Below are 25,614 nucleotides of genomic sequence, written 5' to 3' on the forward strand. Positions count from 1 at the left end.
ATGGACTTTGTGCATCACCTGTTGACGTTCCTGCACCTGATCGGTTTCGCGGCGTTGTTCGGCGGGTTCTTCACGCAGCTGAAGACGAAGACGCCGGTGGTGAACGCCGCGATGCTGCACGGCGCGCTGACCCAGTTGGTGACCGGCATCCTGCTGGTCGGGATCGCCTCCGGCATCAAGGACGACGACTTCACCGTGAACAACGCGAAGGTCGGCGTGAAGCTGGTCATCCTGCTGGTGATCACCGGGCTGGTCTTCGCCTACCGCAAGAAGCCGGCGCTGACCCGCGGCACGTTCTTCGCGATCGGCGGACTGACCGCGGTGAACGCCGCGATCGCCGTCTTCTGGTGAGTCAGCGCGCGGTCGAGGTGTAGGGGAGCAGAGCCATCTCCCGGGCGTTCTTGATCGCCCGGGCGACCTGCTTCTGCTGCTGGACGCTCAGCCCGGTCACCCGGCGCGAGCGAATCTTGCCGCGGTCGGAGATGAACTTCCGCAGCAGCGCGGTGTCCTTGTAGTCGACGAACGTGATGCCGTCGCGGTCCAGCGGGTTCTCCTTGGGTTTGCGCTTGCCGGTGACCGGTGGTCGTCGCGCCATCGTTCGATGCCTCCTTGGTGTTGAAAGTCATTTTCATTTAGCATAGCCCCATGGCCGTTCCGAAACGCAAGATGTCCCGCTCCAACACCCGCCACCGCCGGGCCCAGTGGAAGGCCGTTCCGGCCGACCTGGTGCCGATCGTCGTGAACGGCAAACAGCTCCGGGTGCCGCGCCGGCTGGTCCGTGCGTACCAGCTCGGTCTCATCGACTGAGACCGGCGGCCGGAACCGGGTGTCTAGTTGTGGACAGGGCACACATTCGCCACCCCGGCAGGTGCGGTGGAGGCTTGGTGGCTGAGATACCGTCGATGCTTATGGAGCGGAATCTCACAACCGAACAACTCGCGCTCTTCGAGAAGGAGTTCGCAGCCAACCCGCAGTACCGGGTGATGCAGAACGCCGTCACGCAGACGCCGGTGAACGCCATCGCCCTCGACCGTCAGGTCGTCACCTCCATCGACCACTCGGTGTCGAACCTGCTGGACGACTGGAAGGTCACCAACCAGAAGAAGAGCGGGCGGTGCTGGCTGTTCGCCGGGCTGAACCTGCTGCGGGTCGGCGCCGCCGAGAAGCTCGGTGTGAAGGACTTCGAGTTCTCGCAGAACTACCTGCTCTTCTGGGACAAGTTCGAGCGCTCGAACTTCTTCCTCGAGGCGATCATCGAGACCGCCGGCCGCGACGTCGACGACCGGACGGTGGCGCACCTGCTGTCGGACCCGATCGGTGACGGCGGCCAGTGGAACATGTTCGTCGCGCTGGTCCGCAAGCACGGCCTGGTGCCGAAGACCGCGATGCCGGAGACCGAGAGCTCGTCGTCGACCGGCCAGCTGAACGACGCGCTCCGCAAGCTGCTCCGGCAGGGCGCCCGCGACCTGCGCGCGCTCGACGGCGTCGAGGCCCAGCGCGAGCGCAAGCGCGAGATCCTCACCACCATCCACCGGGTGCTCTGCATCCACCTCGGCACGCCGCCGCAGAAGTTCCTGTGGCAGTGGAAGGACAGCGACAAGGCCTTCCACCGCGACGGCTGGACCACGCCGGCCGAGTTCGCCGCGGCGTACGTGCAGGTCCCGGTCGACGACTACGTCTGTCTGGTGCACGACCCGCGCGAGTCCAGCCCGGTCGGCAAGACCTTCACCGTCGACTACCTCGGCAACGTCATCGACGCCCCGCCGGTGGTCTACCTGAACGTCGAGATCGACCTGATGAAGAAGCTCACCCAGGACGCCATCGTCGGCGGCGAGCCGGTTTGGTTCGGCTGCGACGTCGGCAAGCAGATGAACGGCGACCTCGGCATCTGGGACGCCAACCTCTACGACTACGGCTCGGTCTACGACACGACCTTCACCCTCGACAAGGCCGAGCGTCTCCTGCACCACGAGACCCTGATGACGCACGCGATGCTCTTCACCGGCGTCGACGTCGTCGACGGCGAACCCCGCCGCTGGCGCGTCGAGAACAGCTGGGGCGACGAGAAGGCCGACAACGGCTTCTGGACCATGAACGACTCCTGGTTCGGCGAGCACGTCTTCGAGATCGCCGTCCGCCGCTCCGCCCTCCCCGCCGACCTCCAGGCCCGCCTCACCGAGGACCCGATCGTCCTCCCCGCCTGGGACCCGATGGGCGCACTGGCCGACTAGAGAATCAGCTGCAGTGCTTCGGAAGGCCTCTCCAGGGTCGGCAGATGTCCGGCCCAGGGGAGGTCTTTTCGTTCGCCGTTGGGGAGGCGGTCCAGCAGGTACGTCGCGGAGTCGGCGAAGAACTGGAAGTCGTGGGCGCCGGTGATGACGCGGACGGGCATGGTGAGGTTTTCGGGAGTTACCGGGTACTCCTCGTTGTCGACGTCGCCCGCGGGGATCTGGAGTTCGTAGGCTCGGCGTTGCATGCGGCGGAGGAGGTCACGGGCCGAGTCGTCGGCCTCGGAGCCGATCCAGCGGGTGACGGTGAGCTCGGTGGCGGCTTCGACGTCGCCTGCCTCGACCAGGGCGTTCTCCTCGGCCCAGAGGGCGCGGAGGGCGTCGTCCGGTACGACGTTGTCCGTCGGGGCGCAGATGAGGACGAGCCGGGCGAAGAGGTCCGGTCGCTCGCTCGCGGCTTGCTGTACGACGTAGCCGCCGTACGAGGCGCCGACGGCGGTGACCTGGTCGACACCTTCGTCTTCCAGGACCGCGAGTAGGTCGCCTGCGTCGGAGTACTTCGGTGCCACGGGGGTGTCGCCGTAGCCGCGCAGGTCGACGGCGATGACCTTGTGGGTGCTCTTGAGTTCGGCGACCTGGTGCTGCCACATGCGGCGGTCGGCCACACCTGCGTGGACCAGGAGGATGGCCGGTCCGTCGCCGGTTACGTCGTACGAGATAGTCATGCGCCCAATCGGATCACGGTGAAGGGTTCGGCGTAACTGGTTTTCGGGAGGCCGGCCAGGGCGGCGCGGGACTGTGAGAGCTTGCGCATGGTGCCGGCGAGCGACTCTGGGTCGCGGTGCTGGCTGGTGTGGGAGAGCAGAGCCGCGATCTTCTGGTCGATGGTGTCGGTGATGTCGACGTAGTGATTGACCTCGGGGTGCTCGACCAGCCAGAGCTCGTTGAGGTCCCACGCTTCATCGGTGAGGTCGGGGAAGGCGTAGGGGTTGCCGGCTGCGGGGTAGAAGGCGCGGAGTGCAGCCTCGCCCGTGGCCAGGTGGTCCGGGTGGGAGACCTGGAGACGTTGCCAGTTGCGCTCCGGCGAGGAGGTGATGAGGCGTTGCGGCTGCACCTGGCGGATCACGCGGACGATGTCGCGGACCAGTTCGGTGGTCGGCTCCACCGCACCGTCGCGGTAGCCGAGGAAGTGCAGGTCGTGGACGCCGACGTGATCGGCTGCGGCGGTCTGCTCGGCCCGGCGGACGGCTGGGATCTCATCGCGGTCCCGGTCCGGCTCGAAGCCGCCCTCCTGACCGTCGGTGACGATGCAGTAGTGCACCTCGATCCCCGCTTTGGTCCAGGCGGCGACGGTTCCGGCGGCGGCGAAGTCGATGTCGTCGGGGTGGGCGACGACGGCGAGCACTCGCTCGATTTCGTTGTCAGGGCGCGGTTTGGCTGCAGGAACGCTCACGTCATCGACCTTACTTGCCCGATCTGGGCACAGTGGACCTGTGGAGTTCGGCGGCGAGTGCGAACCGCGTGAGGTCGGTCTGGATGCTGCTCGGTTGCGCACAGCGATCGAGCAGGTACAGACACGTCGCGGTGCGGCGCAGCTGTGTGTGATCCGGGACGGCCGGGTCGTCGTGGACCGGTGGATCGGGTGCGATCCGGATGCGCTGTTCTGGCTGTTCGAGGCGAGCAAGCCGTACGTCGTGATCCTCGTGCACCAGCTGGTGGAGTCCGGCGTGCTGCACCTTGACGACGAGGTGGCGGCGTACTGGCCGCAGTTCGTGGGAGAGGGGAAGGACGGCGTCACGATCCGCGATGTGCTGCGGTTCCAGGTCGGGGCCGGCGCGCCGCGGGCCGAGGTACGGGTGATGACCGACTGGGCCAGGTCACTGCGCCGGATCGAGCAGGAGCCGCTGCGCTACCCGATCAACTCGCTCGCCTTCGGCTTCATTCTGGGCGAGGTGGTCCAGCGGGTGACCCGGCATCCGATCCAGGTCGTGCTGCAGGAGGGGCTGCTTCGGCCGCTCGGGGCGATCGACACACACCTGGGCCTGTCGCCTGACCTGTGGGGCAAGCACGTGCCGGTCAAGGGCAGTCGGCTGCTGAACCGCCGCAGTACCCGAGAGGCCGTCGTACCGGGGCTGGGTGTTTCTGCGACAGCTCGCGACCTGGCTGCGCTCTACCTGATGCTGCTGAACAACGGCATCGGTACGGCGGTTGCGCCAGCCGGCGGCCCGGCGTTCGGGCAGCTCCGCAGTCCGCGGGTGTTCGGCTACAACGGCAGCAACTGCTGTGTCGGCTGGGCGGATCCGGAGCGCCAGCTCGCATATGCCTACCTCACCGACCGGCTCGGCCGTGGGCCTGCAGAGCAGGCCCACCACGCCGCTGTCGCGGACCGCGTCCTCGCTGCGGCCGGTTAAGTCAGCACCGATACGGCGACCCGTTCCTGGACGACGCGGTCGACGATGCCGTACTCGCGAGCCGCTTCAGCGGTCAGCACGAGGTCGCGGTCGGTGTCGTGCCGCAGTCGCTCAACGGTCTGACCGGTGTGCTCGGCAAGGATCGACTCCAGCTGGGCGCGGACCCGCACCACCTCGTCGGCCTGCAGGATGAGATCGGGAATCGTCCCCCGGCTCTGTGCGGCCGGCTGATGCAGTACGACGCGTGCATGCGGCAGGACCGAACGCCGTCCGGGCGCACCGGCTGCCAGCAGGACAGCACCGGCCGCGATCGCCTGTCCGACGCAGAAGGTCGCCACCGGTGCCGAGATGAGTCGCATGGTGTCGTAGATCGCCAGTGCGGCTGTGGTGTCGCCACCCTCGCAGTTGATGTAGAGGCTGATCTCTCGATCGTTGTTGTCGTACTCCAGGTGCAGCAGCTGCGCGATCATCGCGTTCGCCACGCCGGCGTCGATCGCCGTACCGAGGTAGATGATCCGCTCGGACAGCAGGTGCGAATAGACGTCCATGACGCGCTCACCGCGCGGACTCTGGGCAATGACATTGGGAATCATGTAACTGCTCATGCTGCTTCCTTCTGCAGAGGCATCACCTGGTCGAACGACGAGACGATGTGGTCGATGAAGCCGTAGTCGCGGGCCTGCTCGGCGCTGTACCAGTGGTCGTGCAACGAGTCCTCGTGCACGGTCTCGAAGGTCTGCCCGGTGTCCTCCGCGGTGATCGACAGCACGGTGTCGCGGATCTCGCGCAGGTCGTTGGCCTGGATCTCGATCTCCACCGCGGAGCCGCCGATCCCGGCCGAGCCCTGGTGCATCAGGATGCGCGCGTTTCGCAGTGCGTACCGCTTGCCCGGCGTACCGGCCGTCAGCAGGAACTGGCCGGCACTACAGGCCAGTCCGATCGCCAGCGTGGACACGTCGCACGGCACCAGCCGCATCACGTCCCGGATCGCCAGCATCGAGGGCACCGACCCGCCCGGCGAGTGGATCCACAGGGCGATGTCGCGATCGGGGTCGTCGGCCGCCAGCGTCAGGATCTGGGTGGCGAGCAGCGTGCCGTTGTCGTCGTCGAGGACCCCGTCCAGTACGACGACGCGGCGGTCGAGCAGCCGCTGCCGGGCGGACGGATTGAACAGCGGTGGTCTGGTGTCTTCTGCCATGTCTCCACTGTGGGCGCGCGACACCGGCGTACCCCAGTTTTTCTGCTGACGGCAAGTCTGCTGAGAGCCGACAAGATGCTGTGGCAGGCTCCAGCACTGTGAATCTGAGCGATACCGCAATCCTGATCGCGGACGACCTGTCCGACTCCGAACGCAGCCTGCTGGAGGTGACGGCCACTCCGGCCGCGACCCTGCTCGGTGCGGTCTCGATGATCCTCCGTACGACGCTCTTCGCCGACGACCCGGCCGTCTGGGTCGACATGTGGCAGGCCCGCCCGGACTTCGCCCGGATCGAGTGGCTGGACGGCCCGGAGCTCTCCGACGTCGTCGCCCTGCTGGCCGCGAAGGACTACGAGGGACAGATCGAGGGCGTGCCCGGTCTGCGCATCGGCTCCTGCAACGACCACACCGCGAAGATGCACTGGCTGGGCTCCGCCGTACCGGTGGAGCTGCAGCTCACGCGCCAGCTGTCCTGACCGCACGCCCCAGGATGTGCGGGGCAGCCGGGTTGAAGCCGCTGGCGGGGAAGTCGAAGCGGTCGAGCTCAGTGATGGTGAAGCCGGCCGCTGTGATTGCTGCCGTGGTGTCGCGGTGCAAGTGGCAGCCGCCGGACAGGGCTGGGTAGATGGTGGCGTCGAGCAGCCGCTGCGTTCGGCCTGGTGTGCCTGCAACGTGCTCGTAGAAGCGGAGTACGCCGTCTGGGCGGAGGACTCGGTGGGCTTCGGCGAGAGCGGTGGCCTGGTCGGGTACTGAGCAGAGCACTAGCGATGCCACGACCGCGTCGACTGAGCTGTCGGCCAGTGGGAGTCGGTCGGCGATGCCGTCGACTACTTGAACCGGTACCGGTGCGCTGGTGGCGGAGTGCTCGGCCTGGCTGCGCAGGTAGGGCTCTGGCTCGACGGCGAGTACCTGTGTCACGGCTGGTGGGTAGTGCGCGAAGTTGCCGCCGTCGCCTGCGCCTATCTCGACCACCTCCCCGGCTAGTCCGGCGAGTAGGCGCTGGCGGTGCTCGCGGACGCCGTACTCGTCCAGGCGCGGGCGCATCCGGGTGTAGATCCTGGCGAACAGCGGATGTCCCATGGCTACAGGATCGCAGCCAGTCGCTTGGCGAAGTCGGTCGGGAACGCGTGGCCGAGACCCGGCAGCCGCTCGATCGTGCAGCCGGTGAGCTGGGGTTCGGCGGCGTCGACCACCTCGAGCAGGTCGTCGTCGGTGCCGATCCAGATGGTTGCCGGCGACAACGATCCGGCGGTGCTGCCGGGAAGTTGGCGCAGAGCCGGAGCCATCGCCAGTACGCCGGTCGCCGGCACCGGTCGCGCGGTGAGTGCCCAGTCGAGGGCGACCCGGCCGCCGGCGGAGAAGCCGGCGGCGATCAGCGGGAGACCGGCCAGCTCGGGCGGGAGCTCGGCGAGGGCGCGGGCGATGTCGGCTCTCGCCTGATCGGGGTCCGGCCAGGTGCGGTACATCGGGGACATCCGGCGGGAGGACTCGACGCAGACAAGCGCGTAGCCGAGGTCGAGCACGCTCGCCCAGTCCCGTCGCGCATGCTCGGCCCGCTGGCCGGCGCCGTGAAGAGCAACTACTACGCCCAGAGGTCGGGTCGGATCGGGAAGGCTGTTATTGGGGAGGGGATCGTCGGAGGGGGCGCGCCCGGGGAGGGAGGGTCCGGGGGAGGTGTCGGCCGCGCGCGGGCTGCCGGGGAGGGTGATGAGGGCGGGGGTCGGCTCGTCGGTTGCTCGCCTCGCGGAGTCGGCGATGAGCTCCTGGAACTCCGGGCGGTCGGCGAGGGCGGCGAGATCGTCGTCGTCGGTGAGGATCTCGGGGCGCCACCAGCCGCCGGCGGCGCTCGCTCGCTGTAACGCGTCCAGCGCGCCGTCCGGATCGCCGGAGGCGCCGAGGACGCAGGCGCGGAGGTGGGCGAGCTCGGCGGACCACGGGGTGAGGTCGGTCGCGGAGTCCAGTACGGCGAGCGCGTCGGCGTACCGGGCTTCGCCGTAGAGGGCTTCGATCTGGTCGACGACGTCGTCGTAGCGGCTGTCCATGAGCCGGATCCTCGCAGACCGCGGGGCCGCGATCGAACCTGTTTTCGGTAACTGTCGGCGGGTGCGCCTATGGTGTTCGGTGATGACTACGCTCTTCTCGCCTGACGAACTCCCGGTGCCGCTCGAGGAGCCGAAGAAGCACCGGACCGACCCCGAGGCGCTGCTGGACGGGCTCAACCCGCAGCAGCGGGCTGCCGTCGTGCACGCGGGCAAACCGCTGCTCGTGGTGGCGGGCGCCGGTTCGGGCAAGACCCGGGTGCTGACCCGGCGGATCGCCTACCTGCTGGCCGCGCGGGACGCGCATCCCGGGTCGATCCTGGCGATCACGTTCACCAACAAGGCGGCCGCCGAGATGCGGGAGCGGGTCGTCGACCTGGTCGGGCCGCGGGCGAAGCTGATGTGGGTCTCGACGTTCCACTCGTCGTGTGTGCGGATCCTGCGCCGCGACATCAAGAAGTTCGGGATCAACCCGACGTTCTCGATCTACGACGCCACCGACTCGCGCCGGCTGATGACCCTGGTCTGCCGTGAGCTGGACCTGGACGTCAAGCGGTACAACCCGCGCGCGGTGCTGAACTGGATCTCCACCCAGAAGAACGAGCTGATCGATCACGAGACCGCCGCGGCGAAGACCTCCAACCCGTTGGAGGAGACCTACGCCGAGTGCTACCGGATCTACCAGGAGCGGCTGGCCCAGGCGAACGCGCTGGACTTCGACGACCTGCTGATGACCACGGTCAACCTGCTGCAGGCCTTCCCCGAGGTCCGGGAGTACTACCGGCGCCGCTTCCGCCACGTGATGGTCGACGAGTACCAGGACACCAACCACGCGCAGTACACGCTGATCCGCGAGCTGTGCGGCGAGGACGCGCCGGGCGCGAGCCAGCCGACCGCACCGCCGGCCGAGCTGATGGTGGTGGGCGACTCCGACCAGTCGATCTACGCGTTCCGCGGCGCGACGATCCGCAACATCCTCGCCTTCGAGGAGGACTTCGCCGGCGCCGAGACGATCCTGCTGGAGCAGAACTACCGCTCCACCCAGACCATCCTGACCGCGGCCAACGCGGTGATCAGCCGCAACGAGGGCCGGATGGCGAAGAACCTCTGGTCCGACCAGGGTCAGGGCGAGCAGATCGCGGTGTACGTCGCGGACAACGAGCACGACGAGGCGCAGTTCGTCGCGGACGAGATCGACCGGCTGGCCGACACCGACCAGGTGAAGCCGTCCGACGTCGCGGTCTTCTACCGGACCAACGCGCAGTCCCGGGTCTTCGAAGAGGTCTTCATCCGGACCGGCCACCCGTACAAGGTGGTCGGCGGCGTCCGGTTCTACGAGCGCAAGGAGGTCCGCGACGCGCTCGCGTACCTGCGGGTGCTGGTGAACCCCGAGGACACCGTCTCGCTGCGCCGGATCATGAACGAGCCGAAGCGCGGGATCGGCGAGCGGGCCGAGGCGGCGATCGAGGCGCTGGCGCAGCGGGACCGGATCTCGTTCGCGGCCGCGATGCGCCGGGCCCAGGACGCGCCCGCGATGGCGTCGCGCTCGGCGAACGCCGTACAGGGGTTCGTGGACATCCTCGACGACCTGACCGCGATGGTCGACTCGGGCGCCCCGCCGGACGACATCCTGGACAGCGCCCTGCACCGCTCGTCGTACTACGAGACCTTGCAGAAGTCGCCGGATCCGCAGGACGAGACCCGGCTGGAGAACCTCGACGAGTTCATCTCGGTGGCCCGGGAGTTCGTCGAGGAGCGGACCGCGGCCGGTGAGCCCGCCGATCTGCAGGCGTTCCTGGAGCGGGTCGCGCTGGTCGCCGACGCCGACCAGATCCCGGACGCGGCCGACGACGGCGGCGTGGTCACGCTGATGACGCTGCACACCGCGAAGGGCCTGGAGTTCCCGGTCGTCTTCCTGACCGGGATGGAGGACGGCGTCTTCCCGCACTCCCGGTCGCTGACCGATCTGAAGGAGCTCGAGGAGGAGCGCCGGCTCGCCTATGTCGGCATCACCCGGGCCCGGCAGCGGCTGGCGATCTCGCGGGCCGCGGTGCGCTCGGCGTTCGGCGCCCCGCAGCACAACCCGCCGTCCCGCTTCCTCGAGGAGATCCCGGGCGAGCTGCTCGACTGGCGCCGCGACGAGTCCGCGATCACCCGCTGGTCGGGGACCGGGACGTCGTCGGGTGGCGGCGGCGGTATCCCGAGCCGCTACGAAACGTCGCGACGCAGCTCCTCGGACAAGCCCGTGATCCATCTCGAACCGGGTGACCGGGTCGTCCACGACAGCTTCGGGATGGGCTCGGTCGTGGTCGTCCGCGGCGAGGGCCAGCAGGCCCAGGCCGACATCGACTTCGGCTCCGAAGGCGTGAAACGCCTGCTGCTGCGGTACGCGCCCGTCGAAAAGATCTGAATCGGCTTGTATCTGGGCCGGAGATTGAGACAATCGAGAATCTTCGGCCCACCTCCGGAAGTGTTCAGCCCATGCCCAAGCCCGTAGCAGCCAGTCACCGCCGGATCATTCTGGCCGGGGCGAACCCTGGGCTGCGGCTGTTCGACGAGGCCGGCAAGGTGACGGCGTACGCGTCGATCTGGATGGTGGACTGGTCGATCCGGGGTGCCGGGACGGCCGTGGTGCTGTGGTTCGACGGGATCGTCCGGGTGGTGTCGGAGGACGTCGACCTGGCCGCCTGGCTGGAGCGGTACTTCGTCCGCTCGTTCCTCGAGGTGCAGGGCCTGCCCTGGCACGAGCCGGCGGTCGAGCGGGACCTGGTCCAGGTCTCGATGAACCTGGCCGACGGCCTGAGCGCGAAGGCGGCCGACATCCAGATCGAGATGGGCGGCGTGCTCGACCGGCGCCTGTTCGCCACCGACAACTTCCAGCTCGCCGACGGCAATCACAGCCTCAGCCTGGTGATCGCCCCGGTCCGCTCCGCCACCGTCTCGATCGGCGGCGCCTCGGTCCCCGGTTTCGTCCAGGTCGACGGCTCACCCGAGAAGCCCGGCTCCTCAGCCTTCCTGACCACCGCCGAGGTTTGGCGCCGCTAAGGACCACCACGTGTCCATCCGAGGCGTGGTCGTGGCGTCCTCGACGTGCGTGAAGCGGAAGAGGACAGTCGCGATGCCGGCCGCGCCTTGCATCCAGCCGACGCCGGGCGGCAGCAGCGCGTCGTCGTTCTTGTGCTCGACGAACCGCCAGTACGGCGACGCTCCCGCGTTGGTCACCAGGGTGTCGGCCAGAAGCTTGGCGAACTGCAGGTCGGCCGGGTCACGGGTGCGCTGGTAGGCGGTGAGGAAGGCGTCGGCCACGCCGGCCGTGCCGCAGCAGCGACCGTCGTTGTCCCAGAAGCCTGGGTGGAGCCGGTGGGGGATGCCCGAGTGCACGATGGCGTCCAGCAGCCGCCGGTGCCAGGTCGCCGACGAGACACCGGCGATGGCGTCGATACCGGCGTACTCGAGGGCGTCGAAGAGCAGGCTGGTGCCGACCGGGCCGTGGCACCAGTTGTAGGTGTACTCGTCGCCGTGGCGCTCGGCCCACGGGATGACGCGCGGGACGCGGAAGCCCCGGTCGTCGTTGATGCCGAGGGTGATCAGGTGTTCGGCGCCCAAGCGGCCGGCGTCGATCAGCTCGGGCCGATCGAGCTCGACACCGGCCAGCGTCAGTACGGCGGCGATGCCGGCCAGGCCGTGACTGAAATTAGGCATCTCGATCGGCGGCGGGTTGCGCAGATAGCGCCGCGGGATGAACAGCCAGTTCAGCCCAGCCGGAGTCTTCTCCTGCTCGGCCAGCAGCAGTTCGATCGCGCGATCGGCCAGCGCCCCAGCCGGTACGCCGTTCCGCATGGCCCACAGCGCGCCGAGCAATGCCCCGGCAGTGCCGAGCGTGAGGTCGTTGCAGACAGCACCTGGCTCGTAAGCATCGGAATCCTTGAGGAAGCTCTCCTGCCATCCGCTCGGGGTGACGATCTCCAGCGCGCGGTCGAGCGCGGCGTCGACGCCCGGCTCGCCCAGGGCGATCAGGACGCCGATCGAGCTGACCAGACCGTCGAAGAACGAAATCGAGGACTCGGCCGGGACCGAGGCGCGGACCCGAGCGGCGATGCCGGCAGCGAGCTCACGCTCGGCAGCCGTCCAAGGCCGGGTCAGCTTGATCTCGGCCAGGGCATACGCCAGCCCGCCGACGCCGCTGTGCGTGCCGGTGAGGAACTCGGTCGGCTTCCCGCCACCGGCCGACTCCGGGATCCACGGTCCGTCCTCGTCCCACTGCACTTGGCCGAGCACCCAGCTCCACGCTGCCTCGGCAAGCTCGCCGTACTTCATGGCCGGGCGTTCCGGAGCCGGATCCCGCTCCACTCGAGGGTGCTGGTCGTGACCTCGGCCCAGAAGTCGTGCAGGCGGTTCAGGACCCGGAGCTGGATACCGGCTTCGTCGTGGAGCTCGAACAGGTCGCCGACCCGCTCCGGCGGCCCGAGTGGGCGGACCTCGGTGGTGGCGACGACCGCGGCGTCGCTCGGCTCGAACGCCTCGGCAGGCAGCCGGTAGGCGTAGAGCTCGACGGTACGCATCGCGTCCAGCCAGCCGTATTCGACGGCGTGGACGCGGGAACCGGAGCCGGCGCCGATGATGCGTGCCTGGTCGGCAGGAGTGGTGGAGGGGCCCACCCACGCCATCGCGCGGGGGCACTGCCTCGGGAACCAGTAGTCCGGGGCACGGTCGGCACCGACCGCCCAGACGTACGCCGTGGACTGTCGTGCCGTTGCGGCCACGTGCGGCCGGAAGATCTCGATCGCCGGATCTTCGGAGAAATGCAGAACCTCTCCGGCAGCTGGACGCATGCCGGGGATCTTAGTCCTCGACTGGCTTACGGGTTCAGGCCGCAGTGGCTGCGGAGCCACGGCATCGGGTCGATCGGGTCGCCGCCGCCCGGACGCACCTCGAAGTGCAGGTGCGGGCCGGTGACGTTGCCGGTCGAACCGACCGCGCCGACCTGGTCGCCGGCCAGGACGGTTTCGCCGACCGAGACGCTGAACTTGCTCATGTGGTTGTACCAGGTGACGGTGCCGTCGGCGTGCCGGACCTGGACCTGGCGGCCGTAGGGGCCGGCCCAGTCGGCGAAGATCACGACGCCGCGCATGACGCTGCGGATCGGGGTGCCGGTCGGGGCGGCGAAGTCGGTACCGGTGTGGTTGCGGGCCCAGCGCTGGCCGCCCTGCCCGAAGGTGGCGGTGATGTGGTAGCCGGAGATCATCATCTCGCAGCGGTTCATCGACTCGCGCAGCTTCTTCGCCTCGGCCACCTTGGCCTTGGCCAGCGCACTCGCGCGCTTGGCGGTCAGGTTGTTGGCGGCGCTCAGCTTCGCGGCACGGGCCTTGGCCAGCGCGGCGGCGGCAGCCTGCCGCTTGTTGGTGTCGACCCCGGCCAGGGCGACCCGGGAGGAGTCACGGGTGGCCAGCTGGCGCGCCTGGATGCGGGCAGTCGTGATGCCGGACAGGTTGCCGTTGTCGAGGCTGGCGGCGGCAAGGTTCACCGCGGTGTTCGCCTGCGTGGGGGACGACAGCGCGCTGTGGCTGAAGCCTACGGCTCCTGCCGCCGCAGCGAGGGCTGCGGTCAAACCGACGATCTGGGTACTGCTGGGGGTGTTACGCCTGGCAACACGGTGTTTGGCGCTGTGACGACTTGCGCTGGTCTTACGCGCAGCGTTGCCGGGCGTGACGCGGTTGCCCGCGGCACGATGCTGGGACACAACGTGGCCTTCCGGTCACAGGGGAGGGGTTGGGGTGGTGCTTGGCTCTGCAACCTTGCCCTCGCCGGGGGTTTATTCCCGGTGAAGACTTGAGCACGATAACGGAAGAGTCACGAGCCGACAAACCCTGCCACCCACTTTTTGGCCCCACCTTCACGAAACTTTTGCATGCGCCGCTGCACGTGCATCAGCCGTGTGAACGTGAAATAGCTGTCTGATCAGGCAGTTTGCGGCTGGTCGTCCAGGTGGGCGAGCACTCCGGTGATCTCGTGAACAGTTTCGCCGTGGAAAGGCAACGAGAGATGGCCCACGCCGCGAACCCGGACGTTCCGCGCGGTCAGGTCGGGGTGCGCCAGCCGCGCCCGCCGCTGCGGCACGATCAGCTGGTCGACGTCGCTGTAGAACGCCACGAACCGCGTCGGTACGTCGGGCGCCGGCTCGGCGAGCTCCGCCATCAGGTCGCTCTCCGGCCGCAGCTGCTTCACCAGGGGCCACGGCAGTAGCCGGGCCGCCATCGTCCCCTGATGTGGCGTTCCCAGCGTCACGCAGGTGTGCACGCGCTCGTGACCGCCGAGCTTCTGGATGTAGTACCGAGCGATCAGACCGCCGAGGCTGTGACCGACGACGTGGATCTGGTCCGATCCCGACGACTCGCAGATCGCCTCGATCTCCTCACCGAGCCGCTTCGCCGTACTGCGGACGTCCAGCGTCAGCGGTGAGTAGGAGAAGGTGTGGATGCTGCTGAAGCCGCGCCGCGTCAGCTGCCGGCGCATCAGCGCGAAGATCGTGTGGTTGTCGATGATCCCGTGCGCGAGCAGGATCGGCGTACCGGCGGCCCGGACGTCGTTGACCAGCAGACTGCGCTGGGCCGGCGTCAGGCCGGTCAGGGACAACCGCTCGGCGCGGGAGCCGGAGCCGCCGAGCAGCCCGAGCGGATACATCGCCAGGTGGGTGGTCATCCAGCCGAGCTCGACCGCCGCGCCCTGGAGCACCCGCGGCGTGATCGCGGAGCGGGCGCCGTACCGGAGTCCGTCCAGTGCGCCTCGTACTTCTTCCTGCCAGGAAGTCATCTGCGGCTCCTCACAGCAAACCAGACCCCCCGGTGGTCCGATCTCTTTCCACGGTAACCGGTTCCCACTGAGCGTGTCGGGGAACACACAGTTCCGTGTCTTATCCGTGAGATTGGCACCGGCTAACCTGCGAACATGCCTTCAACCAGCACTTTGCGCGTCGTCGTCGCCAAGCCCGGCCTGGACGGCCACGACCGGGGCGCGAAGGTCGTCGCCCGCGCGCTGCGCGACGCCGGCATGGAGGTCATCTACACCGGGCTGCACCAGACGCCGGAGCAGATCGTGGAGACCGCGATCGCCGAGGACGCCGACGCGATCGGCCTGTCGGTCCTGTCGGGTGCGCACATGACCCTGTTCAAGCGCGTCCGGGAGCTGCTCACCGAGCGCGAGGCCGACGACATCGTGGTCTTCGGCGGCGGCATCATCCCCGACGCCGACCTGCAGCCGCTGGCCGAGCTCGGCGTGCACAAGATCTTCACTCCCGGCGCGACCACCACCGAGATCGTCGAGTGGGTTCGCGGTCACGTCGGCGACGCTTCCGCCGCCCAGAGCTGACGTTACTGATCGGTAATACCGAATCGTTAAGAAACACCTGGTTGTGCGGACTCCCGAATCGCGGTCGCATACAGGCATGCGGTACGTCCGGTAACAGGACCTCCGAAGAGCGGGTGTGTGGCTTAGGACACGTCACCCCTGACTTTCGGTACTGTCCGGACAGGCGGTGTGACAGTGCGGTGGGGGCCTGTCTGCCGCCCGCGCAGGGACGATGCGATTCCCATCGGGAGAGGGCAGGTAACGATGAGGTTTGAACGATCACACACCCGCAAGGCGGTCGCACTGGCCGTGGTGAGCAGCCTGGTGTTGTTCACAGCGGCGTGTGGTGGCGGAGATGACGGCAAGTCGGGGAGCAACGGTTCGGCCGGGGGTGCGCTCGAGGGCCGCGGACCGATCAAGTTCGCCACCGGTAAGGACACGTCGGGCAACCTGACGAACCAGGTCGCGGCCTGGAACTCGCAGCACCCGGACGAGCAGGTCACCGTGACCGAGCTGCCCGAGTCGGCCGACCAGCAGCGCCAGCAGATGATCTCGAACGCCCAGATCAAGTCCGACGAGTTCAGCGTGCTGAACCTGGACGTCGTCTGGACCGCCGAGTTCGCGGCGAACCGCTGGATCACCCCGCTGCCCGAGGACCAGTTCCCGGACCTGGGCAAGCTGCTGCCGTCCACGGTCGAGACCGGCAAGTACCGCGACAAGCTGTACGCCGTACCGGTGACGTCCGACGGCGGGTTGCTGTACTACCGCAAGGACCTGCTGGACAAGGCCGGCGTCAAGCCGCCGACCACGTGGGCCGAGATGAAGGACGCCTGCGCCAAGGTGAAGGCGTTGCCGGAGGCAAAGAACGCCAGCTGCTACGCCGGTCAGTTCGAGAAGTACGAAGGCCTCACGGTGAACTTCTCCGAGGCGATCAACGGCGCCGGCGGCGTGGTGGTCGGCGACGACGGCAAGCCGAACGTCGACACCCCGGAGGCCCTCGAGGGCCTGAAGTTCCTGGTGGACGGCTTCAAGTCGGGTGAGATCCCGAAGGCCGCGATCACCTACACCGAGGAGCCGGGCCGGCGGGCCTTCCAGGAAGGCAACCTGATCTTCCACCGCAACTGGCCGTACGTGTACGCGCTGGCCAGCAAGACCGACGGTTCGTCGAAGGTGGCCGGCAAGTTCGGGGTCGCTCCGCTGCCGGGTCTGAAGGGCCCTGGCGTCTCGACGCTCGGCGGTCACAACTACGGGATCTCCGAGTTCGCCAAGAACAAGGCGACCGCGGCGGACTTCATCAAGTTCATGTCCAGCGAGGAGCGGCAGAAGGCGAACGTCGAGAAGACCTCGCAGGCGCCGACCTGGGCGTCGCTGTACGACGACCCGGAGCTGAACAAGAAGTTCCCGTACCTGGCGCCGCTGAAGGCCTCGATCTCGACCGCGAAGTCGCGGCCGAAGGTGGTCAAGTACGGCGACGTGACGACCGCGATCCAGGAAGCGGCGTACGGCGCGCTGAAGCAGCCGGGTGGCACGGATCCGAAGCAGGCACTGACGGATCTGCAGACCAAGCTGAGCTCACTCATCACGCAGTGACCCGAACGCGGGGCCGGTGCGCGGTTAATGCTGCGTGCCGGCCCCGCGTCGTCACCGTCCACCCGAGGTGGGCGGAGAGAGAAGGAGGCATGAGGTGAGTGATTCCGCCTCGGTCGTTGCGCCGCCGCCGAACAAGAGGGTCCGGCGTACGTCGTTCAACGAGGGCACCGGCCGCCTGGCCGCACTGCTGCTGTCACCGACCCTGATCGTTCTGCTCCTGGTCATCGGCTACCCGATCATCTCGGCGCTGCGCGAGTCGCTGTACACCAGTGGCCAGCGCATCGACGCCGACGGTTTCGTCATCGAGGGATCGCAGTTCGTCGGGCTGGACAACTTCGCCGCGATCTTCTCCGGTGCGACCGGCGACCGGTTCTGGAACGCGTTCTACAACACCACGTTCTTCACCGTCACCTGCGTGGTCATCGAGACCCTCCTGGGTGTTCTGATGGCCCTGGTGATGCACAAGGCGTTCAAGGGCCGCGCGATCGTCCGGGCCAGCATCCTGATCCCGTGGGCGATCCCGACCGTCGTGTCCGCGCTGCTGTGGAAGTGGATCTTCCAGGCCGACGGCATCGCGAACGACGTCCTCGGCACGCAGATCCTGTGGTCCACCGAAGGCTGGCAGTCGGTCATGTCGGTGATCATCGCGGACACCTGGAAGACGGCGCCGTTCATCGGGCTGCTGGTGCTGGCCGGCCTGCAGACCATTCCCGACGAGGTGTACGAGGCCGCGAAGGTCGACGGGGCCAGCCCCTGGAAGACCTTCACCCGGATCACGTTGCCGCTGGTGAAACCGGCGCTGCTGGTGGCAGTGCTGTTCCGCATCCTCGACACGCTCCGCATCTTCGACCTGCCGTACGTGCTGGTCGGTCCGAACAAGTCGTCGGTCGAGACGCTGTCGATCCTGGCGTTCCTCGAGGCGAACCAGACCCGGTACGGCCCGGCGGCGGCGTACGCGACCATGCTGTTCCTCTACATCGTGGTCGTCGCCTACGTGTTCGTGAGACTGCTCGGCGCCGACGTGATCGGTGAGGCCCGCGTGAACAAGCCGAAGAAGAACGGCAAGAACGGCCGGCGCAACGAGGTCGGGCCGGGTACGGCTGCCGGTACGGCGACCGGGAGCGCGATTGCTGGCGGAGGTGCTGGGTGATGGCGGTTGCTGAGAAGGCTCCGAAGAAGATCGACGTCAGAGCGGCCGAGGCGCCCTGGTACCGGCGGTGGTTGCCGCTGCTCGGCATCGGCGCCATCGTGCTCTTCTGCCTGCTGCCGTTCTACTGGATGGTCGTGTCGGCGCTGCGCCGGCCGAGCGACCAGTTCGACAACTCGATCCTCCCCAAGCGGTGGTCGATCGAGAACTTCACCGATGTGTTCCAGCCCGGCACCGGTTTCGGCCGGGCTCTGCTGAACAGCCTGATCGTCGCCGGTACCGTGACGATCCTGACGCTGGTCATCGGCATGATCGCGGCGTACACGTTGGCCCGGCTGGACTTCAAGTTCAAGAACATCGTGCTGGCGATCATCATCACCACCTCGATGTTCCCCGGGATCTCGCTGGTGATCCCGCTGAAGAAGCTGTTCAGCGACATCGAGTGGATCAACACCTACCAGGCGATGATCGTGCCCAGCCTGTCGTTCGCCCTGCCGCTGGCCGTGTGGAACCTGACCGCGTTCTTCCGGCAGATGCCGCGCGAACTGGAGCAGGCGGCGATGGTCGACGGCTGTACGCCGGCCCAGGCGTTCCGCAAGGTGATCATCCCGCTCGCCGCACCCGGCGTGTTCACGACCGCGATCATCACCTTCATCGCGGCCTGGAACGAGTTCCTGATCGCCGTGAGCATGGTGAACCGCAAGGACATCTCGACCGCCAACGTCCTGATCGCGAGCTTCACCGGTACGTCGGGTCGCGACCAGCCGTTCGGCAGTCAGATGGCCGCCGGTGTCGTGGTCACGATTCCGCTGGTGATCGCCGTACTGATCTTCCAGCGGCGGATCGTCGCCGGCCTGACGGCAGGTGGCGTCAAGTAGTTCACTGCAGAAGGCCGGAACCCTGGTTGGGTTCCGGCCTTCTTGTTATTCGGCGGTGTTGAGCCAGACCGTCGTGTCCGTCGGCAGTTGGTCGTCGACGAGTGGGCTGCTGGTCAGCAGGACCTCGGTGCCGACCGGCAGCGCGACCGGCGACGAGCCGAGGTTCGTGAGGCAGCGGAAGTTGCCCCGGGTGAAGGCGAGGACCTCGGCCGGGGACTCGTCGTCCCAGGACAGGCGGCCTTCGCCCAGGTCCGGGTGCTCGCGGCGGATCTTCAGCGCGGCCTTGTAGAGGTTCAGGTGGCTGTCAGAGTCGCCCGACTGCGCGGCCGCCGTCAGCGGCGCCCAGTCGGCCGGTTGCGGCAGCCAGGGCTGACCTTCACCCGGCCCGAACCCGTACGGCGGCTCTGCGCCCTCCCACGGGATCGGCACCCGGCAGCCGTCGCGACCGCGGCTCGTGTGACCGGACCGCTCCCAGGTCGGGTCGTCGAGCACCTCCTCCGGCAGGTCCTCGACCTCCGGCAGTCCGAGCTCGTCGCCTTGGTAGATGTACGCCCCACCGGGCAACGCGAGCTCCAGCAGCGCCGCAGCGCGGGCCCGGCGCAGACCAAGCGCCAGATCAGTCGGTACGACGCCCGCGCCCGCGAGCGCGTCTTCCAGGGCCCGGCCGTACCGGGTGCGGTGCCGGATCGTGTCGTGGTTGCTCAGCACCCAGGTCGCGGGAGCGCCGACTGCCCACAGGCTGCCCGTCGACCGATCGATCACCGCGCGCAGGTCCTTCGCGTCCCACGACGCCCGGAGCGCGTCGAAGTTGAACGCCGAGTGCAGCTCGTTCGGCCGCACGTACTGCGCCAGTCGCTCCGGCGGCGACAACCACGCCTCGGCCACGAAGACCCGCGGGCCTTGCGGCGAATCGGCGTACTCGTCGGCGATCGCGCGCCAGCGCTGGTGGATCGTGTGCACGCCGGGCTGGTCGTAGAACGGATTGCCGACGTACTTCTCGCGGGTCGGCTGGCCGTCCCGCAGCGGTACGTCGGGCAGCGTCGCGTCCTTGGCCATCGAATCGGCCACGTCGATCCGGAAGCCGTCGATGCCGCGGTCGAACCAGAACCGCAGGATCGAGTCGAACTCCTCGATCACCTTCGGGTGGTCCCAGTTCCAGTCCGGCTGGGAGATGTCGAACATGTGCAGATACCACTGGCCATCATCGATCTGCTGCCAGGCGCCACCGCCGAACGCGGCCGGCCAGTTGGTCGGCGGCTGTCCGTCGACGCCGTCGCGGAACCAGAACAGGTCCCGCTCGGGCGAGCCCTTGCCGGCTTCGAGGGCGGCCTTGAACCACGGGTGCTCCCAGGAGCAGTGGTTCGGGACCAGGTCGATCAGGATCCGCAATCCCAGGGCGTGCGCCTCGGTGATCAGTGCGTCGGCGTCGGCCAGGGTCCCGAACTCCGGGTTGATGTCGCGGTAGTCGGAGACGTCGTACCCGCCGTCGAGCAGGGGGGACGGGTACCAGGGACTGATCCAGATCGCGTCCACGCCGAGCTCGGCCAGGTACGGCAGGCGGGCGCGGATCCCGTTCAGATCGCCGGTGCCGTCACCGTCCGCATCGGCGAACGACCGAGGGTAAACCTGGTAGACGACGGCGCTACGCCACCAGTCGTCAGCTGGTCTGGTCACTGTCTCTGTCATGGGGCCCAGCCTCGCACGGAGGCCCGACAGTGCTGTGACAGTCGTCTCAGCGTGTACCCCGGCTGTCGCTTTGTGCGCCGGGGTGGCTAGTCTCGGGCCGACGGAACGCGCCGGCGACCGTACCCTCCTCGGGAACTGCCCGCCTGCCGCGCGGCCTACTCGAACAGGCGAGAGAGGGACCACAGTCGTGGACTTGATGGAGTACCAGGCGAAGACTGTCTTCGCCAAGCACGGTGTAGGGACGACGGTGGGTGAAGTCGTCCACACGCCCGAGGAAGCTCGTGCGGCGGCCGAGAAGCTCGGCGGCGGCACGGTGGTCGTGAAGGCCCAGGTGCTGACCGGCGGCCGCGGCAAGGCCGGCGGCGTCAAGCTCGCCGCCAACCCGGACGAGGCCGAGGAGCGCGCCCGCGAAATTCTCGGGCTCGACATCAAGGGTCACATCGTCAAGACGCTGAACATCGTGCCGGCCGCGGCGATCGCGGAGGAGTACTACTTCTCCTTCCTGATCGACCGGGCCAACCGCAACTACCTCTGCATCGCCTCCGCTGCCGGCGGTATGGAGATCGAAGAGGTCGCGCACACGAACCCGGACGCGGTCGCGAAGATCTCGATCGACCCGGCCACCGGTGTCGACGAGGCCAAGGCCCGGGAGATCGCGACCGAGGCCGGCTACCCGGCCGACATCATCGACGCGGTCGCGCCGGAGATCGTCAAGCTGTACGAGGTCTTCCTGAGCGAGGACGCGACGCTGGTCGAGGTCAACCCGCTGGTCAAGCTCAAGGACGGCCGCGTCGAGGCACTCGACGGCAAGGTCTCGCTGGACGAGAACGCCGACTTCCGGCACCCGGAGTTCGCGGACTTCCACGACTCGTCGGCCGCCGACCCGCTGGAGGCCGCAGCCAAGGCCAAGGGCCTCAACTACGTGAAGCTCGACGGTTCCGTCGGCATCATCGGCAACGGTGCGGGCCTGGTCATGTCGACCCTCGACGTCGTCGCGTACGCCGGTGAGGAGTTCGGCGGCGTCAAGCCGGCCAACTTCCTCGACATCGGTGGCGGCGCCTCGGCCGAGGTGATGGCGAACGGTCTCGAGATCATCATCTCGGACCCGCAGGTGGAGAGCGTCTTCGTCAACGTCTTCGGCGGCATCACCGCCTGTGACGCGGTCGCGAACGGCATCGTGCAGGCCTTCGAGCTGCTGGCTTCGCGCGGCGAGGCCGTGAGCAAGCCGCTGGTCGTCCGGCTGGACGGCAACAACGCCGAGGAGGGCCGCCGCATCCTCGACGAGGCGGGCCTCGCCGGTCTGGAGCGGGTCGACACGATGGACGGCGCCGCCAAGCGGGCCGCCGAGCTGGCTGCGAAGTAAGGGATCGCTGAAATGTCTATCTTCCTGACCAAGGACAGCAAGGTCATCGTCCAGGGCATGACCGGCTCGGAAGGCACCAAGCACACCACGCGGATGCTGGCGTCCGGGACGAACATCGTCGGTGGCGTCAACCCGCGCAAGGCGGGCCAGAGCCAGGACTTCGACGGTACGTCGGTGCCCGTCTTCGGCACCGTCGCGGACGCCGTGGCCCAGACCGGTGCGAACGTCTCGGTCATCTTCGTGCCGCCGAAGTTCACCAAGGACGCCGTACTGGAGGCCGTCGCGGCCGAGGTACCGCTGGTCGTGGTGATCACCGAGGGCGTGCCGGTGCACGACACCGCCGCGTTCTTCGCCGCCGCGCAGGCGTCCGGCAAGACCCGCATCATCGGCCCGAACTGCCCGGGCATCATCACCCCCGGTGAGTCGAACGCCGGCATCATCCCGGCCGACATCGCCGGCCAGGGCCGGATCGGTCTGGTGTCGAAGTCCGGCACGCTGACCTACCAGATGATGTACGAGCTGCGCGACTTCGGGTTCTCCACCGCCATCGGCATCGGCGGTGACCCGATCATCGGCACCACCCACATCGACGCGCTCCAGGCGTTCCAGGACGACCCGGACACCGACGCGATCGTGATGATCGGTGAGATCGGTGGCGACGCCGAAGAGCGCGCCGCCGCCTTCATCAAGGAGAACGTCACCAAGCCGGTCGTCGGCTACGTGGCCGGCTTCACCGCCCCGGAGGGCAAGACGATGGGCCACGCCGGCGCCATCGTCTCCGGCTCCTCCGGCACCGCGGCCGCCAAGCAGGAGGCCCTCGAGGCCGTCGGCGTCAAGGTCGGCAAGACGCCGACCGAGACCGCCAACCTGATGCGGGAGATCATGCAGAACCTGGCGAAGTAAGGCCAGCTGAAAGCCCCGGAAACCGTTGCGGTTTCCGGGGCTTTTGCGTTGCCGCTACTTGTAGGCGGCGGAGCGTTCGGCGGCTCGGGTGAGGGTCTCGAGGAACGCGGTGTCGGTGATGTCCAGGTTGGGCAGGACCGGGAAGAGCAGGTAGACGACGCGGTTGTCGACCGCGGCGATGCCCATCCGGTACTTGGCCTTCTTGCCGTTGCCGGTGTCGAAGGAGGCCTTCCAGGCCTCGCCCTTGATCCCGCCGGTGGAGATCGTGCCGGTCGAGCTGACCTTGGCGGTGGAGACCTTCTTCTGGCAGCCGTCGACGTTCTTGCGGACCAGACTCAGGTACGCCGCGGCGGCGTTCGGGGAGGCGAACCGGGCGACCGTGTCGTCGAGGCCGAACTCCGTGGGGGCGTTGAACTCGGGCGCCAGGTAGGTCTGGGTGGTGTACTTGGCGGCCTTGGCCTTCTTCGGGTCGGTCTGCTCGCACTGCGTCGTGTTGCCGACCTTGCCCGGCGTACTGACCCAGGGCTTGTCGATCGCGGCGATGATCGGCATCTCGGCCGGCGCCATGAAGCCGGGCGGCTCGGAGGTCGGCAGCAGGCTCGCCTTGGCGGCGGGGGTGCCGGAACCGCAGCCGCCGGTCTGCGGGCAGATCTTCTGCAGAGCGGTCGCCGTCGCGTTCAGTACGGCGTCCGGCTTCGGCGGGGTGGTGCCGTTGGTGTCGTGCTCGACCACCAGCGTGGCCTGCCCGGCCAGCGTGACCGAGATCGACCGGTACCGCGTCTTGGGGCCGGTCGCCTGCCCGTAGACCGCGATCCAGCCCTTGTCGCCCATCCCGCTGAGCGCGTAGCTGGTGTTCAGCCGGGTCCGCTTCTCGGAGGCGCACTGACTCAGCCAGTTGATGATCGTGGTGTACGACTTCGCCGCGGTGGCCGCGTCGTTCGACACCTCGACGAACTGGACCGCCGAGTCCTTGGTGGTCGCGTTGGTGAACCGGCGCACCCAGGTCCGCAGCCCGGCCGGGTCGGCGAACCGCTGCGCCTGGCAGACGAACTCCTTGTCCTCCGCGCTGCCGGCGTCCGCGGTCTTGCCGACCGACCAGGTGCCGTTCGCGCCGAGCGTCTTCACGGCGGCCGCGTCGAGCAGGCCGGTGTCGTCGGCGAGCACCGTGGAGTCGCTCGACTTGTCGTCGCCCGGGCCTTTGCCGCCCTTGGCGTCGTTGGACGAGCCGTCGCCACCGAAGGCGTTGAGCGCGGCGATACCGCCGCCGCCGACCAGTACCACCACCGCCACACCGGCAGCGATCGTCTGGTTCCGCTTACGCGCCTTCTCCCGGCGTGCTTCCCGGGCAGCGGCGCGACCGCCGCCACGTTGTGCGCGGTGGGAACCGGCCAAAGCTCGACCTCCTGACTGATTCCACCCGACAGTACTGGGTGGGGCCTGTTCGCCCACACTCAGCTACCCCCTGATGTCCAGGCGGGAACCGTCAGTGAGCAAGCGCGCTGAAGTCTCCCATATCCGGCGTGTCTGGTGCAGCGGTGTCCAGGAGCAGGGCGACGATGGGAGTCAGATGACCGACATGCTCAGCCGCCCGGGCGCTCCCGGTGGCGATTCCGCCCCTCCGCCGGGCCCTGTGGACGCCGTACCGACCAAGCCGGTGATCGTCTCCGCGGTGCTGGCAGCGGGAGCCTGCCTGCTCACCGGTCTGCTCACCTGTACGGCGGTCGCCGTGATCGGCTGGCTGGCCGCGACCTTCGGCGGCGCCTCCGGAGCCATCCGGGCCGGCGCCTCCGCCTGGCTGGTGGCGCACAAGGCCGGCGTCACGCTGGGCACCGGCAACATCACGATCGCACCGCTCGGTCTGACCCTGTTCTTCGCGTGGTGCCTGTACCGCGGCGGCAAGTCGGCCGCCCGCAGCAGTGCGGCGGACCGGACCAAGGATCTGATCGTCCTGTCCGGCGCATACGCCGTTGCGTACGGTCTCGGCGGCCTGATCGTCGCACTGCTCACCGCTGACGGTCCTCTGCACGTTTCACCGCTCTCCGCGTTCCTCGGTACGGCGTCACTCGCGCTGATCGCCGGGACGATCGGCGTACTGGTCGAGTCCGGTGCGGCCGAGGACATCGCCGACGCGACTCCACCTGGGCTGCGCGACGCCGTACCGGCTGCTGCGGCCGCTGTACTGACCGTCATCGCGGTCGCCTCGGTTCTGTACGGCGTACTGCTCGCGGTGCACTTCTCCCGGGTCACCGCGATGCTGGAGCTGCTGGACGCGGGGGTGATCGGGTCGGTCGTGCTGTTCGCGCTCTGCCTGATGCTCGTGCCGAACATGATCCTGTACGTCGTCTCCTTCCTCGCCGGACCGGGGTTCCAGCTCGGGACCGGGACCACGATCGCGCCGACCGGCGTCGACGTCGGCAACCTGCCTGCGCTGCCGCTGCTGGCCGCCGTCCCGGCTGATGGGTCCACTCCGACCTACCTGCTCGTGCTGACCGCGCTGGTGCCGCTGGGCGCCGGTGCGGTCGCCGGACTGATCGTCGTACGGCGTGGGCGGGCGGAGCAGCACGCGGATGCGCTCGGCTGGGACGCGTTCGCGCTACGCGGCGCAATCGCGGCCCTGCTCGCCGGGATCGCCTGCTACGTGCTGATGGCGCTGTCCGGTGGTTCGGCCGGGCCGGGCCGGATGTCCTCGGTCGGAGTCCCCTCCGCGCTGGCGGCGGCCGGCGTACTGACCGCCGGGATGGCGATCGGCGCGGCGATCACCGCGGCCGTGGCGGCTGCCCGCCGACCGGCTGAACCGGAGCCCGACGCCGAGCGATAGGCTTCGCGG

The 25,614-nt window shown here is 68.4% G+C and carries 27 protein-coding genes; 14 read left to right on the forward strand and 13 right to left on the reverse strand.

Features of this window, described 5'->3' with window-relative positions:
* Window positions 1-351 (forward strand): hypothetical protein, encoded by a 351-nt coding sequence (locus ABZS29_RS12540; protein ID WP_355461241.1) that lies wholly within the window; start codon window positions 1-3, stop codon window positions 349-351.
* A 1-nt stretch (window position 352) separates the two neighbouring features.
* On the opposite strand, the gene rpsR is transcribed toward ABZS29_RS12540, so the two are convergent.
* A complete protein-coding gene (gene rpsR / locus ABZS29_RS12545) occupies window positions 353-595 on the reverse strand; it encodes a 30S ribosomal protein S18 (protein ID WP_355461243.1) in 243 nt (80 codons plus the stop codon).
* A 50-nt stretch (window positions 596-645) separates the two neighbouring features.
* Here rpsR and rpmF point away from each other — a divergent pair, with 50 nt between their 5' ends.
* Window positions 646-807, forward strand: a complete 162-nt coding sequence (gene rpmF / locus ABZS29_RS12550) for a 50S ribosomal protein L32 (RefSeq protein WP_355461245.1) — start codon at window positions 646-648, stop codon at window positions 805-807.
* Window positions 808-908: 101 nt separating this feature from the next.
* Window positions 909-2,231, forward strand: a complete 1,323-nt coding sequence (locus tag ABZS29_RS12555) for a C1 family peptidase (protein ID WP_355461247.1) — start codon at window positions 909-911, stop codon at window positions 2,229-2,231.
* On the opposite strand, the gene ABZS29_RS12560 is transcribed toward ABZS29_RS12555, so the two are convergent.
* Window positions 2,228-2,953: an alpha/beta hydrolase gene (locus tag ABZS29_RS12560; protein WP_355461249.1), complete on the reverse strand. Its 726-nt coding sequence runs from the start codon at window positions 2,951-2,953 to the stop codon at window positions 2,228-2,230. The two genes, ABZS29_RS12555 and ABZS29_RS12560, sit on opposite strands and share 4 nt — an antisense overlap.
* Window positions 2,950-3,681 (reverse strand): PIG-L deacetylase family protein, encoded by a 732-nt coding sequence (locus ABZS29_RS12565; RefSeq protein ID WP_355461251.1) that lies wholly within the window; start codon window positions 3,679-3,681, stop codon window positions 2,950-2,952. The genes ABZS29_RS12560 and ABZS29_RS12565 overlap by 4 nt, the downstream gene beginning before the upstream one ends.
* A 40-nt stretch (window positions 3,682-3,721) precedes the next feature.
* On the opposite strand from ABZS29_RS12565, the gene ABZS29_RS12570 reads away from it, so the two are divergent.
* The gene (locus tag ABZS29_RS12570; RefSeq protein WP_355461253.1) at window positions 3,722-4,639 is read left to right on the forward strand and encodes a serine hydrolase domain-containing protein; all 918 of its coding nucleotides are present in this window, start codon (window positions 3,722-3,724) and stop codon (window positions 4,637-4,639) included.
* Here the strand turns inward: ABZS29_RS12570 and ABZS29_RS12575 are convergent.
* On the reverse strand, window positions 4,636-5,244 hold the full coding sequence (locus tag ABZS29_RS12575) for an ATP-dependent Clp protease proteolytic subunit (protein ID WP_355461255.1): 609 nt from the start codon (window positions 5,242-5,244) through the stop codon (window positions 4,636-4,638). The two genes, ABZS29_RS12570 and ABZS29_RS12575, sit on opposite strands and share 4 nt — an antisense overlap.
* Window positions 5,241-5,837, reverse strand: a complete 597-nt coding sequence (locus ABZS29_RS12580) for an ATP-dependent Clp protease proteolytic subunit (RefSeq protein ID WP_355461257.1) — start codon at window positions 5,835-5,837, stop codon at window positions 5,241-5,243. Before ABZS29_RS12580 ends, ABZS29_RS12575 begins: the two co-directional genes overlap by 4 nt.
* A gap of 98 nt (window positions 5,838-5,935) precedes the next feature.
* Here ABZS29_RS12580 and ABZS29_RS12585 point away from each other — a divergent pair, with 98 nt between their 5' ends.
* The gene (locus ABZS29_RS12585; RefSeq protein WP_355461259.1) at window positions 5,936-6,313 is read left to right on the forward strand and encodes a hypothetical protein; all 378 of its coding nucleotides are present in this window, start codon (window positions 5,936-5,938) and stop codon (window positions 6,311-6,313) included.
* Here ABZS29_RS12585 and ABZS29_RS12590 read toward each other — a convergent pair.
* Both ABZS29_RS12590 and ABZS29_RS12595 read right to left on the reverse strand, forming a co-directional pair.
* The gene (locus ABZS29_RS12590; RefSeq protein ID WP_355461261.1) at window positions 6,294-6,917 is read right to left on the reverse strand and encodes a class I SAM-dependent methyltransferase; all 624 of its coding nucleotides are present in this window, start codon (window positions 6,915-6,917) and stop codon (window positions 6,294-6,296) included. The genes ABZS29_RS12585 and ABZS29_RS12590 overlap by 20 nt on opposite strands.
* Window positions 6,918-6,919: 2 nt before the next feature.
* Window positions 6,920-7,879 (reverse strand): phospholipase, encoded by a 960-nt coding sequence (locus tag ABZS29_RS12595; RefSeq protein ID WP_355461263.1) that lies wholly within the window; start codon window positions 7,877-7,879, stop codon window positions 6,920-6,922.
* Window positions 7,880-7,961: 82 nt separating this feature from the next.
* On the opposite strand from ABZS29_RS12595, the gene pcrA reads away from it, so the two are divergent.
* Both pcrA and ABZS29_RS12605 read left to right on the forward strand, forming a co-directional pair.
* On the forward strand, window positions 7,962-10,286 hold the full coding sequence (gene pcrA, locus ABZS29_RS12600; RefSeq protein WP_355461265.1) for a DNA helicase PcrA: 2,325 nt from the start codon (window positions 7,962-7,964) through the stop codon (window positions 10,284-10,286).
* Between the two features lie 71 nt (window positions 10,287-10,357).
* Entirely contained in the window at window positions 10,358-10,921 is a 564-nt protein-coding gene (locus tag ABZS29_RS12605; protein WP_355461267.1) for a hypothetical protein, read from the forward strand.
* On the opposite strand, the gene ABZS29_RS12610 is transcribed toward ABZS29_RS12605, so the two are convergent.
* The 4 genes from ABZS29_RS12610 to ABZS29_RS12625 form a co-directional block, all read right to left on the reverse strand.
* Window positions 10,883-12,193: a lanthionine synthetase LanC family protein gene (locus ABZS29_RS12610; protein WP_355461269.1), complete on the reverse strand. Its 1,311-nt coding sequence runs from the start codon at window positions 12,191-12,193 to the stop codon at window positions 10,883-10,885. The two genes, ABZS29_RS12605 and ABZS29_RS12610, sit on opposite strands and share 39 nt — an antisense overlap.
* Complete coding sequence (locus ABZS29_RS12615) at window positions 12,190-12,708, reverse strand: DUF6886 family protein (protein ID WP_355461270.1); 519 nt, start codon at window positions 12,706-12,708, stop codon at window positions 12,190-12,192. Before ABZS29_RS12615 ends, ABZS29_RS12610 begins: the two co-directional genes overlap by 4 nt.
* Before the next feature lie 26 nt (window positions 12,709-12,734).
* A complete protein-coding gene (locus ABZS29_RS12620) occupies window positions 12,735-13,484 on the reverse strand; it encodes a M23 family metallopeptidase (protein ID WP_355461272.1) in 750 nt (249 codons plus the stop codon).
* Window positions 13,485-13,834: 350 nt separating this feature from the next.
* The gene (locus ABZS29_RS12625) at window positions 13,835-14,686 is read right to left on the reverse strand and encodes an alpha/beta fold hydrolase (RefSeq protein WP_355461274.1); all 852 of its coding nucleotides are present in this window, start codon (window positions 14,684-14,686) and stop codon (window positions 13,835-13,837) included.
* Between the two features lie 135 nt (window positions 14,687-14,821).
* Between ABZS29_RS12625 and ABZS29_RS12630 the strand changes: the two genes are divergently transcribed.
* From ABZS29_RS12630 to ABZS29_RS12645, 4 genes are all read left to right on the forward strand, one after another.
* Window positions 14,822-15,241 carry a cobalamin B12-binding domain-containing protein gene (locus ABZS29_RS12630; protein ID WP_355461276.1) on the forward strand — a complete coding sequence of 140 codons (420 nt, stop codon included), beginning with the start codon at window positions 14,822-14,824 and terminating at the stop codon, window positions 15,239-15,241.
* Between the two features lie 243 nt (window positions 15,242-15,484).
* Window positions 15,485-16,810: an ABC transporter substrate-binding protein gene (locus tag ABZS29_RS12635; RefSeq protein WP_355461278.1), complete on the forward strand. Its 1,326-nt coding sequence runs from the start codon at window positions 15,485-15,487 to the stop codon at window positions 16,808-16,810.
* Window positions 16,811-16,904: 94 nt separating this feature from the next.
* Complete coding sequence (locus ABZS29_RS12640; protein ID WP_355461280.1) at window positions 16,905-17,960, forward strand: sugar ABC transporter permease; 1,056 nt, start codon at window positions 16,905-16,907, stop codon at window positions 17,958-17,960.
* Window positions 17,960-18,835, forward strand: coding sequence for a carbohydrate ABC transporter permease (locus ABZS29_RS12645; protein WP_355461282.1), 876 nt, complete (start codon window positions 17,960-17,962; stop codon window positions 18,833-18,835). Before ABZS29_RS12640 ends, ABZS29_RS12645 begins: the two co-directional genes overlap by 1 nt.
* Window positions 18,836-18,880: 45 nt before the next feature.
* Here the strand turns inward: ABZS29_RS12645 and ABZS29_RS12650 are convergent, their stop codons facing one another.
* Complete coding sequence (locus tag ABZS29_RS12650) at window positions 18,881-20,521, reverse strand: glycoside hydrolase family 13 protein (RefSeq protein WP_355461284.1); 1,641 nt, start codon at window positions 20,519-20,521, stop codon at window positions 18,881-18,883.
* A gap of 187 nt (window positions 20,522-20,708) precedes the next feature.
* Here ABZS29_RS12650 and sucC point away from each other — a divergent pair, with 187 nt between their 5' ends.
* On the forward strand, window positions 20,709-21,884 hold the full coding sequence (sucC, locus tag ABZS29_RS12655; protein WP_355461286.1) for an ADP-forming succinate--CoA ligase subunit beta: 1,176 nt from the start codon (window positions 20,709-20,711) through the stop codon (window positions 21,882-21,884).
* A gap of 12 nt (window positions 21,885-21,896) precedes the next feature.
* The gene (gene sucD, locus ABZS29_RS12660; RefSeq protein WP_355461288.1) at window positions 21,897-22,787 is read left to right on the forward strand and encodes a succinate--CoA ligase subunit alpha; all 891 of its coding nucleotides are present in this window, start codon (window positions 21,897-21,899) and stop codon (window positions 22,785-22,787) included.
* Window positions 22,788-22,841: 54 nt separating this feature from the next.
* Here the strand turns inward: sucD and ABZS29_RS12665 are convergent, their stop codons facing one another.
* On the reverse strand, window positions 22,842-24,179 hold the full coding sequence (locus ABZS29_RS12665; protein ID WP_355461290.1) for a hypothetical protein: 1,338 nt from the start codon (window positions 24,177-24,179) through the stop codon (window positions 22,842-22,844).
* Window positions 24,180-24,354: 175 nt separating this feature from the next.
* Between ABZS29_RS12665 and ABZS29_RS12670 the strand changes: the two genes are divergently transcribed.
* Window positions 24,355-25,605: a DUF6350 family protein gene (locus ABZS29_RS12670; protein WP_355461292.1), complete on the forward strand. Its 1,251-nt coding sequence runs from the start codon at window positions 24,355-24,357 to the stop codon at window positions 25,603-25,605.
* Window positions 25,606-25,614: the final 9 nt, after the last annotated feature.

The sequence above is a fragment of the Kribbella sp. NPDC005582 genome (assembly GCF_040605415.1).
Taxonomy (GTDB): domain Bacteria; phylum Actinomycetota; class Actinomycetes; order Propionibacteriales; family Kribbellaceae; genus Kribbella.

Coding starts and splice junctions, on each gene's coding strand:
- ABZS29_RS12645 (WP_355461282.1), top strand. CDS start 17,960: ATGGCGGTTGCTGAGAAGGCTCCGAAGAAGATCGACGTCAGAGCGGCC.
- sucD (WP_355461288.1), top strand. CDS start 21,897: ATGTCTATCTTCCTGACCAAGGACAGCAAGGTCATCGTCCAGGGCATG.
- ABZS29_RS12595 (WP_355461263.1), bottom strand. CDS start 7,879: ATGGACAGCCGCTACGACGACGTCGTCGACCAGATCGAAGCCCTCTAC.
- ABZS29_RS12580 (WP_355461257.1), bottom strand. CDS start 5,837: ATGGCAGAAGACACCAGACCACCGCTGTTCAATCCGTCCGCCCGGCAG.
- ABZS29_RS12560 (WP_355461249.1), bottom strand. CDS start 2,953: ATGACTATCTCGTACGACGTAACCGGCGACGGACCGGCCATCCTCCTG.
- rpsR (WP_355461243.1), bottom strand. CDS start 595: ATGGCGCGACGACCACCGGTCACCGGCAAGCGCAAACCCAAGGAGAAC.
- ABZS29_RS12610 (WP_355461269.1), bottom strand. CDS start 12,193: ATGAAGTACGGCGAGCTTGCCGAGGCAGCGTGGAGCTGGGTGCTCGGC.
- ABZS29_RS12630 (WP_355461276.1), top strand. CDS start 14,822: ATGCCTTCAACCAGCACTTTGCGCGTCGTCGTCGCCAAGCCCGGCCTG.
- ABZS29_RS12635 (WP_355461278.1), top strand. CDS start 15,485: ATGAGGTTTGAACGATCACACACCCGCAAGGCGGTCGCACTGGCCGTG.
- rpmF (WP_355461245.1), top strand. CDS start 646: ATGGCCGTTCCGAAACGCAAGATGTCCCGCTCCAACACCCGCCACCGC.
- ABZS29_RS12540 (WP_355461241.1), top strand. CDS start 1: ATGGACTTTGTGCATCACCTGTTGACGTTCCTGCACCTGATCGGTTTC.
- ABZS29_RS12625 (WP_355461274.1), bottom strand. CDS start 14,686: ATGACTTCCTGGCAGGAAGAAGTACGAGGCGCACTGGACGGACTCCGG.
- ABZS29_RS12590 (WP_355461261.1), bottom strand. CDS start 6,917: ATGGGACATCCGCTGTTCGCCAGGATCTACACCCGGATGCGCCCGCGC.
- ABZS29_RS12650 (WP_355461284.1), bottom strand. CDS start 20,521: ATGACAGAGACAGTGACCAGACCAGCTGACGACTGGTGGCGTAGCGCC.
- ABZS29_RS12575 (WP_355461255.1), bottom strand. CDS start 5,244: ATGAGCAGTTACATGATTCCCAATGTCATTGCCCAGAGTCCGCGCGGT.
- ABZS29_RS12670 (WP_355461292.1), top strand. CDS start 24,355: ATGACCGACATGCTCAGCCGCCCGGGCGCTCCCGGTGGCGATTCCGCC.
- ABZS29_RS12615 (WP_355461270.1), bottom strand. CDS start 12,708: ATGCGTCCAGCTGCCGGAGAGGTTCTGCATTTCTCCGAAGATCCGGCG.
- ABZS29_RS12555 (WP_355461247.1), top strand. CDS start 909: ATGGAGCGGAATCTCACAACCGAACAACTCGCGCTCTTCGAGAAGGAG.
- pcrA (WP_355461265.1), top strand. CDS start 7,962: ATGACTACGCTCTTCTCGCCTGACGAACTCCCGGTGCCGCTCGAGGAG.
- ABZS29_RS12605 (WP_355461267.1), top strand. CDS start 10,358: ATGCCCAAGCCCGTAGCAGCCAGTCACCGCCGGATCATTCTGGCCGGG.